The 17295-nt window shown below is 52.9% G+C and carries 18 protein-coding genes; 8 read left to right on the top strand and 10 right to left on the bottom strand.

Features of this window, described 5'->3' with window-relative positions; all coding sequences use genetic code 11:
* Positions 1–31: 31 nt before the first annotated feature.
* From ACWAU0_RS04990 to ACWAU0_RS04970, 5 genes are all read left to right on the top strand, one after another.
* Positions 32–436, top strand: a complete 405-nt coding sequence (locus ACWAU0_RS04990) for a hypothetical protein (RefSeq protein ID WP_458138482.1) — start codon at positions 32–34, stop codon at positions 434–436.
* Between the two features lie 126 nt (positions 437–562).
* Positions 563–1615: a MerR family transcriptional regulator gene (locus ACWAU0_RS04985; protein WP_458138481.1), complete on the top strand. Its 1053-nt coding sequence runs from the start codon at positions 563–565 to the stop codon at positions 1613–1615.
* Positions 1616–2012: 397 nt separating this feature from the next.
* The gene (locus ACWAU0_RS04980; protein ID WP_171696772.1) at positions 2013–3056 is read left to right on the top strand and encodes a hypothetical protein; all 1044 of its coding nucleotides are present in this window, start codon (positions 2013–2015) and stop codon (positions 3054–3056) included.
* A gap of 10 nt (positions 3057–3066) precedes the next feature.
* The gene (locus ACWAU0_RS04975; protein WP_171696771.1) at positions 3067–3387 is read left to right on the top strand and encodes an STAS-like domain-containing protein; all 321 of its coding nucleotides are present in this window, start codon (positions 3067–3069) and stop codon (positions 3385–3387) included.
* Between the two features lie 17 nt (positions 3388–3404).
* Positions 3405–3872 carry a hypothetical protein gene (locus ACWAU0_RS04970; protein WP_458138480.1) on the top strand — a complete coding sequence of 156 codons (468 nt, stop codon included), beginning with the start codon at positions 3405–3407 and terminating at the stop codon, positions 3870–3872.
* 158 nt (positions 3873–4030) lie between these two features.
* Here the strand turns inward: ACWAU0_RS04970 and ACWAU0_RS04965 are convergent, their stop codons facing one another.
* From ACWAU0_RS04965 to ACWAU0_RS04940, 6 genes are all read right to left on the bottom strand, one after another.
* Entirely contained in the window at positions 4031–4606 is a 576-nt protein-coding gene (locus tag ACWAU0_RS04965) for a DUF2452 domain-containing protein (RefSeq protein WP_458138479.1), read from the bottom strand.
* A gap of 181 nt (positions 4607–4787) precedes the next feature.
* Complete coding sequence (locus ACWAU0_RS04960) at positions 4788–6350, bottom strand: cryptochrome/photolyase family protein (RefSeq protein ID WP_458139199.1); 1563 nt, start codon at positions 6348–6350, stop codon at positions 4788–4790.
* Positions 6314–6463, bottom strand: a complete 150-nt coding sequence (locus ACWAU0_RS04955) for a DUF2256 domain-containing protein (RefSeq protein WP_458138478.1) — start codon at positions 6461–6463, stop codon at positions 6314–6316. The genes ACWAU0_RS04960 and ACWAU0_RS04955 overlap by 37 nt, the downstream gene beginning before the upstream one ends.
* On the bottom strand, positions 6463–7986 hold the full coding sequence (locus ACWAU0_RS04950) for an FAD-binding domain-containing protein (RefSeq protein ID WP_458138476.1): 1524 nt from the start codon (positions 7984–7986) through the stop codon (positions 6463–6465). Before ACWAU0_RS04950 ends, ACWAU0_RS04955 begins: the two co-directional genes overlap by 1 nt.
* A gap of 3 nt (positions 7987–7989) precedes the next feature.
* Positions 7990–8226, bottom strand: coding sequence for a TIGR02450 family Trp-rich protein (locus ACWAU0_RS04945; RefSeq protein ID WP_033158533.1), 237 nt, complete (start codon positions 8224–8226; stop codon positions 7990–7992).
* A gap of 80 nt (positions 8227–8306) precedes the next feature.
* Positions 8307–9440 carry a S1C family serine protease gene (locus tag ACWAU0_RS04940; RefSeq protein WP_458138475.1) on the bottom strand — a complete coding sequence of 378 codons (1134 nt, stop codon included), beginning with the start codon at positions 9438–9440 and terminating at the stop codon, positions 8307–8309.
* Between the two features lie 246 nt (positions 9441–9686).
* Here ACWAU0_RS04940 and ACWAU0_RS04935 point away from each other — a divergent pair, with 246 nt between their 5' ends.
* A complete protein-coding gene (locus ACWAU0_RS04935) occupies positions 9687–9953 on the top strand; it encodes a hypothetical protein (protein ID WP_458138474.1) in 267 nt (88 codons plus the stop codon).
* Between the two features lie 206 nt (positions 9954–10159).
* Here ACWAU0_RS04935 and tadA read toward each other — a convergent pair whose 3' ends face one another.
* From tadA to ACWAU0_RS04915, 4 genes are all read right to left on the bottom strand, one after another.
* Positions 10160–10624, bottom strand: a complete 465-nt coding sequence (gene tadA, locus ACWAU0_RS04930; protein WP_458138473.1) for a tRNA adenosine(34) deaminase TadA — start codon at positions 10622–10624, stop codon at positions 10160–10162.
* A gap of 1 nt (position 10625) precedes the next feature.
* Positions 10626–11594 (bottom strand): L-threonylcarbamoyladenylate synthase, encoded by a 969-nt coding sequence (locus tag ACWAU0_RS04925; protein ID WP_458138472.1) that lies wholly within the window; start codon positions 11592–11594, stop codon positions 10626–10628.
* Between the two features lie 151 nt (positions 11595–11745).
* The gene (oadA, locus tag ACWAU0_RS04920) at positions 11746–13569 is read right to left on the bottom strand and encodes a sodium-extruding oxaloacetate decarboxylase subunit alpha (protein ID WP_458138471.1); all 1824 of its coding nucleotides are present in this window, start codon (positions 13567–13569) and stop codon (positions 11746–11748) included.
* Between the two features lie 15 nt (positions 13570–13584).
* Positions 13585–15003: an acetyl-CoA carboxylase biotin carboxylase subunit gene (locus ACWAU0_RS04915; protein WP_458138470.1), complete on the bottom strand. Its 1419-nt coding sequence runs from the start codon at positions 15001–15003 to the stop codon at positions 13585–13587.
* 437 nt (positions 15004–15440) lie between these two features.
* Here ACWAU0_RS04915 and ACWAU0_RS04910 point away from each other — a divergent pair, with 437 nt between their 5' ends.
* Positions 15441–15923, top strand: coding sequence for a hypothetical protein (locus ACWAU0_RS04910; RefSeq protein WP_458138469.1), 483 nt, complete (start codon positions 15441–15443; stop codon positions 15921–15923).
* A 250-nt stretch (positions 15924–16173) separates the two neighbouring features.
* Positions 16174–17256: a GNAT family N-acetyltransferase gene (locus ACWAU0_RS04905; protein WP_458138468.1), complete on the top strand. Its 1083-nt coding sequence runs from the start codon at positions 16174–16176 to the stop codon at positions 17254–17256.
* The last annotated feature ends 39 nt before the right edge of the window (positions 17257–17295 follow it).

Below are 17295 nucleotides of genomic sequence, written 5' to 3'. Positions count from 1 at the left end.
TGGACAGTCACCTTAAAACCAGGAGTTTGCGATGAATATTTCGAACGTAGGACCCAACCTTGCCGCTAGCCGCGCAGTCAGCGGAAAAACTTTGCCGTCTCCGATAATCGCTAAAGTTACCGAGGTAGCCGATCAAAGCCAAGCGCCGCGGACCGTCAATATGCGCCAGGTCTCGCTCAATGAAATCAACGCCTTGATCAAATCCGGCGTGGACGGTTTGCTGGATGTCGTGCCTTATATTCCCACCGCCACCATCAACTCCTCCGGCGCTGGGGATGCCGGCGACGTGAAGGTGGATTATTTGGGCCAGATCGAAGCGCAGATCGAATTTCAGAAAAGCCGTCACGAAGACACCGCTTTTCTGGAAAAAGTGTTGAGCAACGTTAAACGTCTCGACGGCATGGCCTTGCCGCCGAAACTGGATGTGATGGCTTGAGGCCCCGGAAGCGTCCATCAACATTTCAATAACCCAGCGCCAATCGTTTTATTTTAACCATGGCGCTTGACCCTGACGCAACGTCACGCTCTATGCTGGCGACACGCATAACGAAGGAGCCAATCCATGTTGCTTAAAGTGGGCGATCTTGCCAAACGCTGTGGACTGACGGTCCGTACCCTGCATCACTACGACAGCATTGGATTGCTTAAGCCTTCCGCGCGTTCCGATAGCGGCTACCGGCTGTATAACCGGGCGGACATTTCCAGATTGCATCAAATTCAAGCCTTACGGCGATTTGGTTTGGCGCTGGCCGACATCGGAAACATTTTGGCAAACTCCGGACTGAATCTCGCGACTATCGTCGAGCGGCAGATTGAAGCCTTGGACCGGCAAATCGCGCAAAGCCAAGCCTTGCGCGAGCGTTTGTCTGGTCTGCGACTGCAATTGGCGCGCGGAGAAGAACCGGAGCTTGCCTATTGGCTAACCACTTTGGAGATGATGACCATGTACGATAAATATTTTTCCGCCAACGACCTGAAGCGCTTGCCGCTACTGGATATAGACGAGACCTCCACCGCCGGCGAATGGGCGGCACTGGTTCAAGCGGTGCACGAAGCGATGCAGGCCGGGGTCGCGCCCGAGAGTGCCGAGGCCCAGGAATTGGCAAGGCAATGGATCAGCATGCTGGAACGCGACACCCAAGGCGATCCTCGGCTACTCGTCAAACTCAACGCCATGATGGTCGGCGAACCGACGATGCAAGCCAAAACCGGCGTGACCCCGGAACTCGTTGCTTACATTCAAAGCGCGTTCATCGAGACCAAATTGACGATCTACGAAAAATACCTCGCTGCCGATGAATTCAGCTTTATGCGCGAAAACTATGGCAAGCGCGCCGACGAGTGGCCACCGCTGATCGCTGCGATACGTCAACACAGGGAAGACGGTACGCCGCCGAGCGATCCGCGTATGCAGCAGCTGGCCCGAACTTGGCTGGAATTGTTCCGCGCCTACGCCGGCGATAACCCGGAAACCCATGCCAAAATTCGCGCCGCCAACCAGGCCGAACCTTATCTGTTCTTTGGCACGTTTATCGACCAGCCGCTATTGGCTTACGTGTTTGAGTCGATGGCGGAATTGCACCGGTCGCCATTGCAGGGCAGCGGCGGAGCCTAAGGTGAATTGGGCAAGTGGGCCGTCTTCGACCGAGCATGGCGGCCCCGCCTAGCCTCAATTGCTATCCAAAACGTGCGGCTGACAGAAGCGCTAAATCAATAATGCGACTTGCTGTTAGGAGCGGTCCGAGGGGTGAGTTTTCCGGGGGTGTGGGGGCTGTTGCCCATTTGCTCAACATCGTGCTTTGGCTTCAGTGCCCGCCGTGGAATGGGTAGCCACGCTGATAGCGTTTATGACTGCACGGCCGGAGTTGGTCTTGGATAACAGTATCTACTTGCTCTGTATGGATCAAGCGGTCTTAAAGGACACCAACTTCAGTTAACGGGTTGATAGTATTGAGTCACGAACTGTTAGAATAGAAATATCAAAACCCAACTCATCGCTGGCTGATCTATGTATGAAGAAATTATCCAAGGAGCGGTACCGATTCATTCGACGCTATCATCAGCTTATTTTGAAGCGGAAAAGACGTAGAGCAAAACGAAAAAACGAATCGATTCGTAGACTTTTTCCCACGAAAATACCTCTTTCTGCACAAAGGCTAGTTGCTCCTGCCGCGTTCAATATTTTCGAACCAGCAATCCGTACAATTTTCCTCGCCTTTTTACGCGAATTGAGATCGTTTGTATTGTTGAAACATCAACCAGTGTTGATCGACTTTTCGTCTACAAAAACGATGTCTACCGGCGGTACATTGTTGTTCGTAGCCGAGCTACGACGTATCATTAGGTTGACGAATAATAAAATTCCAATTCGCTGTTTACCACCGAGAAACACAAAAGCTTGGCAGGTTCTGGAGCAAATCGGTGTTCTAGAACTGCTGAAATGTAGAAAACGAGTAATTCCTACTGACGGTGACGTGGTGCATTGGAGGTTTGCCTGGGGAAATAAGGTTCTTGGTGAAGAATACGACACTATTTTGCAGCATTATGACGGAAAATTGACCGATGGAATTGCAAAAGGTTTTTACCATGGCCTTACAGAGGCCATGACAAATAGTAGGCAACATGCTTATATTGAACCCCGTCAAGACGGGCTGCATATTTTCGATGAGCCAACAGATTGGTGGATGTTTTCTCAAGAAAAAGATGACATGTTAACTGTTGTGTTTTGTGATTTGGGAATTGGCATACCCGCTACTTTACCGATAAAGAAACCTCATCTTTGGCAAAAACTTATGACTATGTTTGGACAAGTTACGGATGGTCAAGCCATTTTAGAAGCAATAGCGGATAGTAAGTCTCGAACAGGAAAAAGCTACCGTGGTAAAGGACTTAAACAGTTACTTGAGGTTATCAGCGCATCAGAAAAAGGGATTCTCACTGTTCTCAGTAACCGTGGGTGTTATCGTTACCAGTCAGGCCTTGAGTTTCAACAAAATTATAAAGATTCAATTTTGGGTACGCTAATTGCTTGGCAAATACCAATTACCAAATTGTAAGGTAATCATTATGCGAACGATTAACATAGCAATACAATTTTCTCGATATCCAGCCGGAAGGGTTCCAGAAGATGGGCCTTTTAGTGGTGCCCGGTTTAGAGATGAGTGGTTGATTCCTATTTTAAAAGATGGAGAAAAGGCCATCATTGAAATGGATGGTACCAGAGGGTATGGCTCTTCATTTTTGGAAGAGGCCTTTGGTGGATTAGTCAGACAGGGTTATACGGAAGACCAAGTCCAATCGGCTTTCGAACTTCATTCGTCAGATCCCAGTATCGTCGAAGAAGTGAACGAATATATTACCCATGGTTCAGATGGCGCAACTGATTAAAGAGGGGAATAAGATCCATGGCTGAACAACAACCTTGGTGGTACATTCCCGTCATAAATGGCATATTTCAAACTATTACTTGGCTTACTGTTATATGCGGTTGGTTCATTGTCAATAGGCAAAACAATCATCGCGAACTGCGTAAGGAAACTCGCTCTACTATAGAAGAATTAAAAGAGCGTTTGGAGAAATTGGAACAGACCGCTATTACATTTCACTGCTCTGAATTTGATTCTAGCAAGTCGAAAGATATTGTTCGTGAAATGCAACGATTGTCGCAGATAATTTCCCGGCTTAAGGTTTTATCTGACGAAGATCTCGGTGAGGCAACTAAGAGCCTTCGTCGTTCAATTACTCTAAAAAACTTTGATAAAAGCAGCCATAAATGTCTTTCAGAAGACAGTCCTGTTTTGGATAGAATTTATCGAACTATAAACGAATTGATTGATGATATTGAATACGGCTTTTCTCGGAGATTTCATTAACATAATTGGCGCTGAGGTGAGAATTGCATCTTTCTAACTTCGCTGACGGGCGGTTATGAGTTCAAATGTTGTCATTCATAAAGCTAACTTAACGGGTCGCTTACCACTTTAACTTCTCAAAATCAACGATCTTTTGATCGAATCGTCTGCGAGATTATTTAATCGATACGGTTTATCAGTAACTTTTCCGCTTGCCGAAAACTCAAGCCCAAAATACCCGATTTTTGCATGGATTGCTTCAGCGAATAGGCCAGCGTCGCGGCAAGTACTCGGGAATAGTAAGGCAGGGTTTCCATATAGACCGGCAATACATCGTCGATTTTTTCGGCTTGTTGCAGTGTCTGTTCCAGTTGCCGGCGCTGATCCGCAATCTCTTGGATAAACGCACCGTCATTGGCGCAAGCCTCGGATAAGGCCAAAGTCCAGGTTAAATCCGGCTGTAATTCGCAAGTGCCTATGAATCGGCCGGACTGGCTTGACAGCCATTGTTCCGGGGCAATCAACGATAGGCGATATTGCTCATCTTTAAAATACAGCCAATATGCTTGTCCCGTGGTCGGTTTAAACCGAATTTGGCTATTGAGAACAAACAGAGAGGTAAATAAATCGCTGCTGATTTGCTGAATGTTTTTGGCCGGGGCAATCAGCTGCTTTTTGGCTTGCTGCAAACTGTCCAATACAGCAACAGCTCCCTTTCCCTGAGGATTGGCCGGTTTAATTGTTAAATTCATCATTCCAAGTATTCGGTAAGTTTGCAAAAACAGTATCCAGCAGGTTTAATCAACGCAGAGGATTCGAACGATCATTGATGGTTTTCCCCTCATCCTAGCCTTCTCCCGGAGGGAGAAGGAGAGTTTATATCACGCCTATAGCGATGAATAACCGAGCGGCGGCAATCGGGTATAGTCTTTGTTTTCAAAGCCTTTCCAAATCCTCTAACACTGTTTCCGCGCGCCGGGCTATCGCCTCAAGCTCAGCAACCGCAAACCGATCCAGATTGCGATAGACCATACTCAGGCGCGGATTGCGGCTTAGCTTGTCGCGATGGCGGATAAAAAAATCCCAGTACAGCGCATTGAATGGACAGGCTCGCTCGCCAGTGCGGGCTTTTTTGTCGTAGTGGCAACCCTTGCAATAGTCGCTCATCCGGTCGATGTACGCGGCGCTGGATACATAAGGTTTGGTGGCCAGTAAGCCGCCGTCGGCAAACTGGCTCATGCCCAGCGTGTTGGGTAATTCCACCCATTCAAAGGCGTCGATATACACGCCCAGATACCAACGATGCACGGCTTCCGGCGCCAGTCCCGCCAGCAGGGCGAAATTGCCGATTACCATCAGCCGCTGGATGTGATGGGCATAAGCGTATTGCAGCGATTGGCCGATGGCAGCCGCCAGGCAATTCATCCGGGTTTCGCCGGTCCAGAACCAGGCGGGTAAAGGTCGGTCATGGCCGAAATAATTGTGCGTGGCATAGTCCGGCATCTTTGCCCAATACACGCCGCGCACGTACTCGCGCCAACCGAGAATCTGCCGGATGAAGCCTTCCGCCGCCGCCAGCGGCGCATGGCCTTGGCGGTACGCCTGTTCGGCGCGTTCGACCACTTCACGCGGATTGAGCATTTTGGTGTTTAGAGCAAACGACAGCAGCGAATGAAACAGCCGCCAACTGCGCCGGCTCATCGCATCCTGAAAATCGCCGAACCTTGGCAAGCCTTCGGCGATAAAGGCTTCGAGTTGCTGCAAGGCTTCGTTGCGATTCAGCGACCAGCGGAAATCCTCGGCGTCCGCTGCGCCGAAACTGTTCACGCCCGCAGCGACGATGCTTTGCCAAATCGCTGTGTGGTAGTGGCGGGGCCTAGTGTCAGTGGGTATCTGCGGCGTGCCGGGCCAGGCTTTGCGGTTGTCGTGGTCGTAATTCCATTGCCCACCGGCCGGGCGCTGATTGTCTGCAAGTAACACCCGGTGTTTGACGCGCATGCGCCGATAGAACATTTCCATCAGCCAATGCGCTTTGGTGCCAAACAGTTGTGCCGCTTCCGCACGCTGGCTATAGAAATGCTCGCTGTCGCAAGCTCGGTTGCTGATGGGCAACTGTTGGCAATAGGTGCGTAATCGTTGATCCAAACGCCATTCGTCGGGGAGTTGGTATTCCAAATGCTGAACCCGATACTGCGTAATCAACGCATCCAAATTGGCAGTCAGCGACTGGCGGTTGCCGCTATCGTCAATTGGCAGGTAATGCACGCGATGGCCTTGGGCCGACAAATGCTGAGCAAAATCGCGCATCGCCGCGAAAATACCGATGATTTTTTGTGCATGATGCAAGACGTAATCGGTTTCTTGGCGGATTTCCATCAGCGTATAAACCGTTTCGTCATCGGTTTGTGCGAACCAGCTGTGCAGCGGATTTAATTGGTCGCCCAGAATCAGGCGCAAGGTCGTCATGCGGTTTTGGCCGTGCCGCGTTGCCGGCGGCAACGCTCTGAGCAATATTTCACCGCATCCCAGTCTTTTGCCCATTTTTTACGCCACACAAAGGGGCGACCGCAGACGGCGCAGAGCTTGGCAGGCAGCAAGGCTTTTTGGTGCATTAAAAATCCAGCTGGGTTTGTACCCAGTCGCCGGCTGCGGTTTGGGTTGGTCGGCGGCGGGTTGGCCGCTTTCGCGAGCCGTGTTTCTCGACGATAGCAGCCTTGGCGGCTTTCACGTCGGCGCGGCCACGCACTTGGTAAAGTCGGGCTTTAGCCTGCCGGGTAGCTGATTCCAGATCGACCAGCGGTTCGGCAATATCCACTCCGACCCTCACGCCGCATTGTTGTTGCAGTTTCAGCGGCATGCGCCAGGGTTCGAACAGCCATTCCTTGGGCACGCGGCGTAAGGCCGGTAGCCAATGTCTGACAAAATGGCCGTGCGGATCATGGTCGCGGGCCTGTTTGATCGGGTTATACACCCGCGTGGTGTTAATGCCGGTGGTGCCGGCCTGCATTTGCATCTGGCTCCAGTGGATGCCCGGTTCATAATCCAGAAATTGCCGGGCCAGCCAAGCGCCAACCGGTTGCCAATGCAGCCACAAAGGATAACTGGCTACCGATACCAGCATCGCCCGCATCCGGAAATTCAGCCAGCCGGTTTGATTCAACATCGCCACGCAGGCATCGACCAGCGGCCAACCCGTTTGGCCTGCGCTTAAGGCCTGAAAATGCGCCTGATTCCAATCTGCTTCGCGCAAGCCGTCATAGCCGCGATGCAGATTGGTAAATTCCAGTTCCGGTTCGCTTTCCAGCTTTTGCATGAAGTGGCAATGCCAATAAAAGCGGCTGATGAAGGCCGTCAAACCGGCACGACGGGCATCGCCGCGCGGTAAAGCAGCCAACTGGCGGCGGGTGGCTTGCACGACCTCCCGCAAACTCAAACAGCCGAAGGCCAGATAAGCAGAAAGCCGCGAACAGGCCGTCGGTGCGGATAAGGGCGAGGAGATGCCGCCGCGATAGGCAGCGCTACGGTCGAACAGGAAGTCACGCAAGGTTTCGATGCCTTGGCGGCGGCCACCCAGTTGTCGCAGCGGCAGGTCGGGCTGAAGTAAGCCCAGGGATTTGGGCTCGGGCCAGGTGAAAGGTTCAGGTAGCGCTATCCAATCGCAAACGGGAGGTTCCAGGCCGGGTTCCGCCATCAGCGCTTCCCAATCCGCTTTCCACAAGTCTCGATTTTGCAAGCGCCGCACCACACCGAATTGCGCAAACTCATGCCACTTTAAGCCGTGCGACCGGCACCAGCGATGCACCGCCAAGTCTCGCTGAAAGCTCAGCCAGTTGCCGGTTTCCTGATGCGAATACAAAGCCAGGAAGGGCGCCTCCTGCCAGAGCCGCTGCAAAACCGGCACTGCTTCGCCCACTTCGATACGTAAGCCGCCGCCGCGTTTGCGCAAGGCAAGTTCCAAATCAAGCAGGCTTTCGCGTAAAAATTGGTAGTGTTGCGTGGCAACGTCGTCGGCCGCCCACAAATTGGGTTCGATCATAAACAAACACAGCACCGGCGCGTTGCGGCTGGCGTAAAGCAGCGGTGCATGGTCGTGTACCCGCAGATCGCGCTTGAACCAGACCAGGTTGTAGCTCATCGCTTAATGCCAGCCCTGGCGCCAGCTGTTGGTGTCGCGTAAATCCCGCCACGGCATGATTTGCACCCTTTTGCTAAACACTGCCTCCAGTTCGATCATTTCCAACGGCGCGTCAGGGTCGTCCGGCAGCAGTAATTTACTGACGATAAAGTGTTTTTCTTTGTGTTGCGGTGCAACGGCGGTCCATTTGCTGAGCAGTAATTTGTTCGGGTTCAGCCTGGGTGATTTGGCGGTCGGCATGGCTTGGTCTGCTTAAGGAATATAGCTTCCGAGCATACCAGCCGATCCCGAAATGGCGAGATCGGCGCCATGCCGAAGAATCAATTTCCTGGCTGTAAGGTTACTTCGACTTCCCGCTTATTGCCGTTATTGACGACCTGGATTTTCACGACATCGCCAACCTTCTGGTCGTCCAGGCGGGCGAACAGTTTTGAGAGCGTATCGACGTCCTTACCGTTAATGGCGACGATGATGTCGCCCGGCACCATCCCGTTGGCAGTTATCGATACGCCTTGTAAACCGGCTTTCTCGGCCGCCGAACCGGGTTGCACTCGCAATACCGCGACGCCGGCCGTGCCGGTCAAAGCCGCCAATTGCTCGTTCATCTGTTGGTCTATTTCGATACCCAGGGCCGGGCGGATGTATTTGCCTTGTTTAATCAGTTCCGGCACCACCCGCATCACCGTATCCACCGGCACCGCGAAGCCGATGCCTGCCGAGGCGCCGCTCGGGCTGTAGATTGCCGTATTGATGCCGATCAGCCTACCAGCGGAATCGAGTAGTGGGCCACCGGAGTTGCCGGGATTAATCGCGGCGTCGGTTTGAATTAAATGTTCGACGGCCGGACCTTCCTGACCGCCCAGGGAGCGGTCCAGCGCGGAGACGATACCGCCGGTCAAAGTCCAGTCCAAACCAAATGGGTTACCGATCGCAAACACTTTCTGCCCGACTTTCAGATCGCGGCTGGTGCCGACCGGTACCGGCGGCGGCCGTTTGAAGCCGACGCCGATCTTCAACACCGCAATGTCATGCACCTGGCTGGCGCCGACCAGCGCGGCTTTGTAATCGCGGCCGTCGGCCAGTTTTACCGTGGCTTCATTGGCGCCGGCGATGACGTGGAAATTGGTCACCACGTGGCCGGCTTCGTCCCAGATAAATCCGGAACCGGTACCCTTCGGCACTGAAAATACGTCGCGAGTCCAGACATTGCGTACCAGCGCGGCGGTGCTGATGTAAACCACCGAATCTCGCGATTTTTCGAACAATTCGATGGTGCTTTTTTCGTCCGCTGCCAAGTCGCCGCGCGCGGCGACGGTTCTGACTGGGGCGGGTTCGGTCGCCGGTGCTCCCGGCTGCCAATGCCAAAGCACTATCAGCGCTGCGGCGACTGCACCGGCGGCGAATACACGTTTAATGAATACATCGGGCGAATCGGGATGATTGGGATGTTGCATGTCGGCCTCCGGTTTGTTGGTTCCTACCCAGAATCGTGCGAACGGATTAATGCTGTTTTAAACGGCGGCAGCGCGGGATATTCAATTCCACTGAGCCGCTACGTCGGCAAAATGGGAGCGCGTTTAGCAAATTTCAAGCGAGTCAGTTACGTGTGTTTTTAATCAACAGTGGATTTAGGAACTATCGTCAAATCGCAAAGTCTCGAAAACGCCTGGATCGTTTGCTACTGGATAGGAGTGATCATCATGAAACGAGTTAAAAACACGATAAAACTCGCCATATTTGCTGTTTTGGGTATGGGATTAACAGGTGCCGCTATTGCGGAACATCATGAAAATGCCACGCTCAAAGCGCCATTGCAAACCGAGGAAGAATCTGAAGTGGAGCTTTACGATTACCACTCGGGTGTGACGTATACCGGTACGCTACAACGTTTTATGTTTCATCGGCATTTGGATAATGTAGCCGAAGAGCCTGAGAATAGACATTCAGAATCGACGCAAATAAAGTAAACAGGCTGTGTAATTGAGAGTTGAAGACAGTTTAGGCAGGCATAATCAATAAAAAAGCCTGCTCGCCAAAGCATAAAAGAGTTAAGAGGGTTGTTGTCAAGGTACTTTACGCATCAATAACTGCAAGCGGATCCAGGCAATCGGCAGGCAGCTATTCGACACGCTAGCGGATAGGCCAATAGAACAAATTGTTCGGGTCGGATGTATTATTGGTTTTTCGATTGCTGGCGTCTGGCCTTGAAAAAATCGCTGAGCAGTTCCGCGCAATCCGCCTCCAGAATCCCCCCGGTCCATTCCACGCGATGATTTAAGAACGCCGCGTCGCTGAGTTGCAGCGCATGGCAGACCGCGCCGCGTTTGGGATCGTAAGCGCCGAATACCAGACGTTTGACGCGGGCGTGGGCGATGGCGCCCATGCACATCACGCAGGGTTCCAAGGTGACGTAAAGAGTGGTGTCAATCAGTCGGTAGTTGTTTAAGACTTGGCCGGCCTTGCGTAGCGCGACCATTTCCGCGTGGGCGGTGGGATCGTTGCTTTGGATGGGTTGGTTCCAGCCTTCGGCGATGCAGCGGCCTTCATAAACCAGCACCGCGCCGACCGGCACTTCGTCTTGGCTTTCGGCGCGCTGCGCCAGACGGATGGCATGGCGCAGCCATTCCTCGTCGGTCATGTTAAACCGTGGCTTTATTCAGGCGGTCGTTGACCGCTGCCCAGGCTTCGTTGTCGGGCGGTTGCTCGATCAAGATGGTATCGAGCTGCAGATTATCCAACGCGCGTAACGAGCTGTACAACGCCGGTTCGTAAAGCTCGGCATCGGCCGGTAATCTGAGTAAATGCAGGCAGGGAATTTCGGCGATTTCCGTGCTGAAGGCCAGGATGCCGATGTGTTTGCCTTGTGCGCACAAGTCGTCTGTCATCGTGATCAGGGTATCGGCCGGGCACAGCAAGGCCATGGTATTAGGTGCGTAATGTACCGCCATCATGCCCGGCGCCCGAATTTTGCTTTGCGACGACAGCCGAATGTCGGTATGCAGCACGGCTTTTAGTTGGCTGCGGGTAATCCGGCCGGGTCTGAGGATGGCGGGAACACCGTCGCTGAGGTCGATAATGGTCGATTCCACGCCCACCGAACAAGGTCCGCCGTCCAGAATGCAACCCACGCTGTCGCCCAGTTCTTCCGCGACATGTTCGGCTTGGGTGGGGCTGATATGGCCGAAGCGATTGGCCGACGGCGCCGCGATGCCGCCGCCGAAGGCTTGCAATAATTGCAGTGCGACCGGATTGGCCGGCACCCGCAAACCCACCGTATCCTGACCGCCGGTAACGGCGGCAGGTACGGTCGATTTTTTATTCAATATCATGGTCAGCGGGCCGGGCCAGAAGTGTTCGGCCAACCTTAGTGCCGCCTCCGGCACGGCTTCCGCCCAATCGTTGATTTGCGCGGCGCTGGCGATATGCACGATCAGGGGATGATCGGCCGGCCGGCCTTTCGCGGCAAATATTTTGGCAACCGCATCGGGATTGGCGGCATCCGCGCCCAGTCCGTAAACGGTCTCGGTCGGAAAGGCGACCAATTGCCCCTGCCGTAATAGCTCGACGGCGTGGCGGATGGATTCTTCGGTGACGGGTTTAGGATTCAAAGTAATCAGGCGAAAGATAAAAATCTAAAAAGACGAGCAGCCGGCATAATTGTAGTGGCGAATTCATTTGCCAAAGTAAACAGCTACAAATATATGGAAGCCATCCTCACGGCAAACGCGCCATTTTACCTTTCGCCTTTAGGCTTTTCTCCTAATTAATTTCGACCAGGACTTCATTAGGATTAACAGCATCACCTTTTGCCACATAAATGGCTTTGACGATGCCGGCTATCGGCGCTGTGATTTCGGTTTCCATTTTCATGGCTTCGGTCACCAGCAAAGATTGACCGGCATTGACTTTTTGACCTTCCTTGACCAACACATCAATGATATTGCAGGGCATGCTGGTGACCACATCGCCGGGCTCGCTAGGCCGGCGGCGCTTGCTGGCGATGGCGCTTTGCACCGCACCTTGCGCGCCACCGTCCAAGACGATTTCGTCCAGGGTTTCGATGACGATCTCTTCCGGCATGCCGTCCACGGTGAAGTAAAAATGCCGCAAGCTCTGGTTTTTTGGGCCAGCGCCGGTGACTTTGACGTGATAGGACTCGCCGTGCAGCGCCACGTTGAATTCGGTGGGGGCTTTTTTCACTTCGGCGGAGGCTGGGGCTTCGTCCAGCTCCAAGGGTTCGGCGACTAAGCTGTCGGTGGAGCGTAGCTCCAAAAATTGTTTGCCGATTTCCGGGAACATCGCGAAGCTCAACACGTCTTCGTCGTTCGTGGCCAGATGGGCGATTTCGTTACGCAGATGTTCGAATTCCGGTTTGAGCAAGTCCGCAGGGCGACACTCGATGACTTCCTCCTTGCCTACCGCTTTGGCCTGCAATTGCGGATTTACCGGGGCGGGGGCTTTGCCGTAACCGCCGTGCAGGTAGCGTTTTACCTCGTTGCTGATGGTTTCATAACGCTTTCCGGTCAGCACGTTCAATACTGCCTGTGTGCCGACAATTTGCGAGGTGGGGGTGACCAGCGGCGGATATCCCAGGTCCTTGCGGACTTCGGGAATTTCCTTATATACCTCGGCCATGCGATCCAGAGCATTGCGTTCTTTAAGCTGATTGGCGAGGTTGGAGATCATGCCGCCAGGTACTTGAAAGATGTGAACGCGGGTGTCGATGCCGGTAAATTCGCTTTCGAAGCGGCGGTATTTTTTTCGAACGTCCAGGAAATATTGATTCACTGCTTGCAGTTTGTCCAAGTCCAGGCCGCTGTCGTATTCGGTTCCGCGCAAGGCAGTAACCAAGGATTCTGTCGGTGGATGGCTGGTGCCGCCTGCCCAGGAGGATAAAGCCGTATCGACATGTTCGCAGCCGGCTTCAATAGCCTTGAGCTGGCACATTTCCGCCAAGCCGGCGGTGGCGTGGCAATGCAGGTGCAGCGGCAAATCGACGGCATCTTTCAGCGCTTTGACCAATTCGCCGGCGACGTAAGGCGTCAACAGACCGGCCATATCTTTGATGGCAATCGAATCGCAGCCTAAGTCGGCTAGGCCTTTACCCAATGTGATGAAACTGGCGATGTCATGCACCGGACTGGTGGTGTAACAAATCGTGCCTTGCGCATGTTTGCCGGCGGCTTTGGTGGCCTCGATAGCGGTTTCCAGGTTGCGGATGTCGTTTAGTGCATCAAAGATTCGGAACACGTCCATGCCGTTGCGCGCGGCCGTTTCGACAAACTTGCGCACCACATCGTCGGAATAATGCCGATAGCCCAGCAGGTTTTGGCCTCGCAACAGCATTTGCAGGCGGGTATTGGGTAGAGCGGCTTTCAGCTTGCTCAGCCGTTCCCAGGGATCTTCCTTTAAAAAGCGCAGACAGGCGTCGAAGGTGGCGCCGCCCCAGCATTCCAGAGACCAATAGCCGATGTCGTCCAGCATGGCGCAGGCTGGCAGCATGTCTTCGGTGCGCATGCGGGTGGCGATGAGTGATTGGTGGGCGTCGCGGAGGATAACGTCGGTTACGTAAACTTTGCTCATGGGGTTTCCTTGGGTTTACAGGCCAGTATGAGAGGCGACAACCGCCGCCAGCACGCTGGCCAGAATTTCCGGTCGCGGCTTGTTGGAATAATTGATCAGGTCGGGATTAGCTTCGACAAAGCCGGTGTTGAACCGACCGCGGCGAAAATCCGGATGACCGAGAATTTTTAAATAGTAAGGGATCGTGGTTTTGATACCGAACAAGCCCATGTCTTTCAAGGCTCGCTCGCCGCGATTGATAGCATCCTCCCAGGTCATCGCACTGACGATCACTTTAGCCAGCATCGAATCGTAAAAGGGCGGTACTTCGTAGCCGGTATAAATCGCCGTGTCGGTGCGCACGCCGGGGCCGCCGGGGGCGTAATAACGAGAGATGTGGCCGAAGCTTGGCAGGAAATTGTTTTTTGGGTCTTCGGCATTGACGCGGAATTGAATGGCGTAACCGCGACGAACAATCTCTTCTTGTTTGAAACGCAGCGGTAAACCGGCTGCGACGCGGATTTGTTCCTCAACAATATCGACGCCGGTGATGGTTTCGGTGATGGTGTGCTCGACTTGCACCCGGGTGTTCATTTCCATGAAATAGAAGCGGCCGTTGCTATCCAGCAAAAACTCGACGGTGCCGGCATTGGTGTAGCCGACAGCCTTGGCAGCCATCACTGCCAAGCCGCCCAGATACTGGCGTTGCGCTTCATCCAATTGCGGCGACGGGGCGATTTCGATCAGTTTTTGGTTGCGGCGCTGCACCGAGCAATCGCGTTCATAGAGATGGATGGTGTTGCCGAAGTGGTCGGCCAGTACCTGTACCTCAATGTGAATCGGATTGACGACGCATTTTTCCAAAAACACATCGGCGCTGCCGAAGGCCTTGGTGGCTTCCGAAATCACCCGCTGATAATTTTGCCGCAATTCGTTGGGATTATCGCAACGCCGGATGCCGCGACCACCGCCGCCGGAGGTGGCTTTCAGCATGATTGGATAACCGATTTGTTCGGCCACCTGCAAGGCATGCTCGACGCTACCCAGGTTACCGTCCGAGCCCGGCGTGACGGGTAAGCCGGCGGCTATCATCGCGCTGCGGGCTTCGGTTTTGTCGCCCATGCGCTGAATCACTTCGGCGGAGGGGCCGATAAACACCAAGCCGCGTTCCTGGCAGGCTTTGGCGAACTGGGCGTTTTCTGACAGGAAACCGTAGCCGGGATGAATGGCGTCGCAGCCGGTGCGCAAGGCTAAATCCACCAAGCCGTAGATGTTTAAATAGCCGGCCAGCGGCTCGCTGCCTATGTAATGCGATTCGTCAGCTTTTTTGACGTGTAAGGCAAAGCGGTCGGCTTCCGAATAAATAGCCGCTGAACGAATGCCCATTTCCGCGCAGGCCCGAATGATTCGGACAGCAATTTCGCCGCGATTGGCGATCAGTATTTTGCGTAACATGATGCTCCCGAGTCGTAGTGTTTAGTCACTTGTCTACTACTCTAACAATTTATGGCTATCTTTCAACAGGAAAACCGCCGCTTGCCGATGGAAGCTTAGCCTTTAGCTTGGGTGGTGGCGGTGTTGCCGGCCACTGGATTCGAACAGAATAAGCCGGCAAATTTCGCGATATTGGCTACGGCAACTTTGATGAAGTCGCTAGCCGCTAAGTTGTTGTGTTAGCAGCATTTAATTGGCTTTTTGTGGCCTCTATACCAACAAGTTTAAAGGGTGGATGGGAAATGTTGATATAAAACAGCCTCTTGCAATTGGCACGCATAGTGCTATCCTCCTGTGTATGGATGCCTATACCATAAGCCGTTGCCAGCCGTAATCGGTCCGGTTTGTGCGAATAGGGTTTCACCTCTTAACTAATTGATTAATTCTGGGGTTTTAATATGGACACAAACAAGCCGTTACTTTCCGCGTTATTTTTTATTGGTCTATCGTTTTGGGGGATACAGCTTGCGCAAGCAGCTACGACCGAAAATACGTTAAACCCGCTCGAATCCTTCCAAACGATTTTGCCGGATTTGCCAAGCGCTTATCAGGAGCAACCATTGAATCCACTAGCGGATAAGCCCTTGCAGGACTATGCGCTCACACTGTTTACACGGGTCAAGACCCGTGCGGTCGTAACATTTCAGCAGGCATTGTCCGACATAGCAGGGCTTGGCGACATGGTTTCGCAAATGGGTTTACTTGGCCTGCTTGGCACGGTTTTCCAGCCAGTGATAGACGAAAGCAAAACAGCTGAATTGAAAGCCGCCTTACCTACGGCGGCCTGGTTTTTTCTCAGCGGCATGTTGGGTGTTCTGGGCTTGAAAAAACGCAGCAATTTGCTGGATACCAAAGCCAATTTTGAATCTGTAAACTCTTAAGTTCCGTTCCCGACATCGCGTGGGTTTGGGCGGCTATCGCATTTCCTAAGGTTTGCGGATAGTTGCCCTGGACCCAAGGCGTGTCGGGCTACCGTTCTCATCTGTGGTTCAAGCGCTCTAAATTTAGTGCTGCGTCGTAGTTTGGAGTTAGAGCATGTTTGCGCCGATAATAGCTGCTGATTTCTGGTGAGCCTTGGCTATAGGTTTTCGGCCTAGCCAATAATTTCAGCATTCTTGTCGAGAGAAGTTTATGTCCGACTTTACGGAGCGTTTTAAGTTCGGCTTTATCCAACTGGCCGATATTCCCGATTGCATCAGGATCGTTGTCGAAAATTTCGATGAGTTTCAGGAGCATCCGGAATACGTTTCGCTTTGGTTCGAACAGCGTATCGTCAATAATCCTTGGCAAACCGGATTGCCGGGAATTGGCGTTGGAGTTAGTTTGGATGGCCGGCCCATTGGCTTTCGGGCAATGTTTGCCCAGCCGTGGTGGTTGAATGGTCAGTCCACTGTTATCGCTTTTTGCGCGAATACTAGCGTCGATTCCAGCTTTAGAGGCAAGGGCCTTGCGACCGCATTGATCGATCATAGCCGGCAATTTGCCGAGATTACCGGCAGTGTCACTGCCGGTAACATTACCCAAAAGGCCTATAAAAAATTAGGATTTTCCGAAATCGGCGGCAGCGATAACGATTTTTATCGTTTGCGCGTCGGTTATCGCGGCTCCTGGGAGAAACGCGCCGGCAAACCGTTGGGTTATTTGTTGGGCAGCCTATTTGACATCAACTTGCGCTTACGGAATGTCAAATTGCGTAGCGGCGGTTTTACCTTCGCGGAGGTTTGGCATTGCGACACTGAGTTTGATGCGTTGTGGGAGCGAGCCAAAGCCGGCTACACCTCTTGTCTGGAACGTAGCAGCCGCTACTTGAATTGGCGTTTATTCGATTTTCCGACCTGTCCGTTAAGACTTTTCGCGTTGCGTGATGCTGCCGGCAAATTGCGCGCTTATGCCATCTGGCATCAGCAAAGCTTTGGGGACGCTATCAGCATGGCGGTATTGCGTGACGTGTTTTATCCCTTGGACGATGAGCCGGCCTTGAAAACACTGCTGTATTACCTATTTGCTTATTGGCGGGAGAACGGGATTAGTTGGGGCAGTCTGGAAGTCGCCTCGCCGTCATTGACCAGTTTGTTCCGCAGTCTTGGCTATGAAGCGGTGCCGTCTCGCGGCAACCGCTATCGGATCTATCGCGAGCCGCCGCTAGCCGACAACATTTTGCAAAATTGGTACCGAAGCGGGATCGATGGCGATTATTTTGATCATCCGCTATGATGTTGCCCCGTTGTTTCTAAAACTGTAACGTTCATATTT

It is taken from the genome of Methylomonas sp. Uni0009 (genome assembly GCF_054188105.3).
The sequence above is the reverse complement of the archived record's forward strand: the minus strand, read 5'-3'. Positions and strand labels throughout refer to the sequence as shown.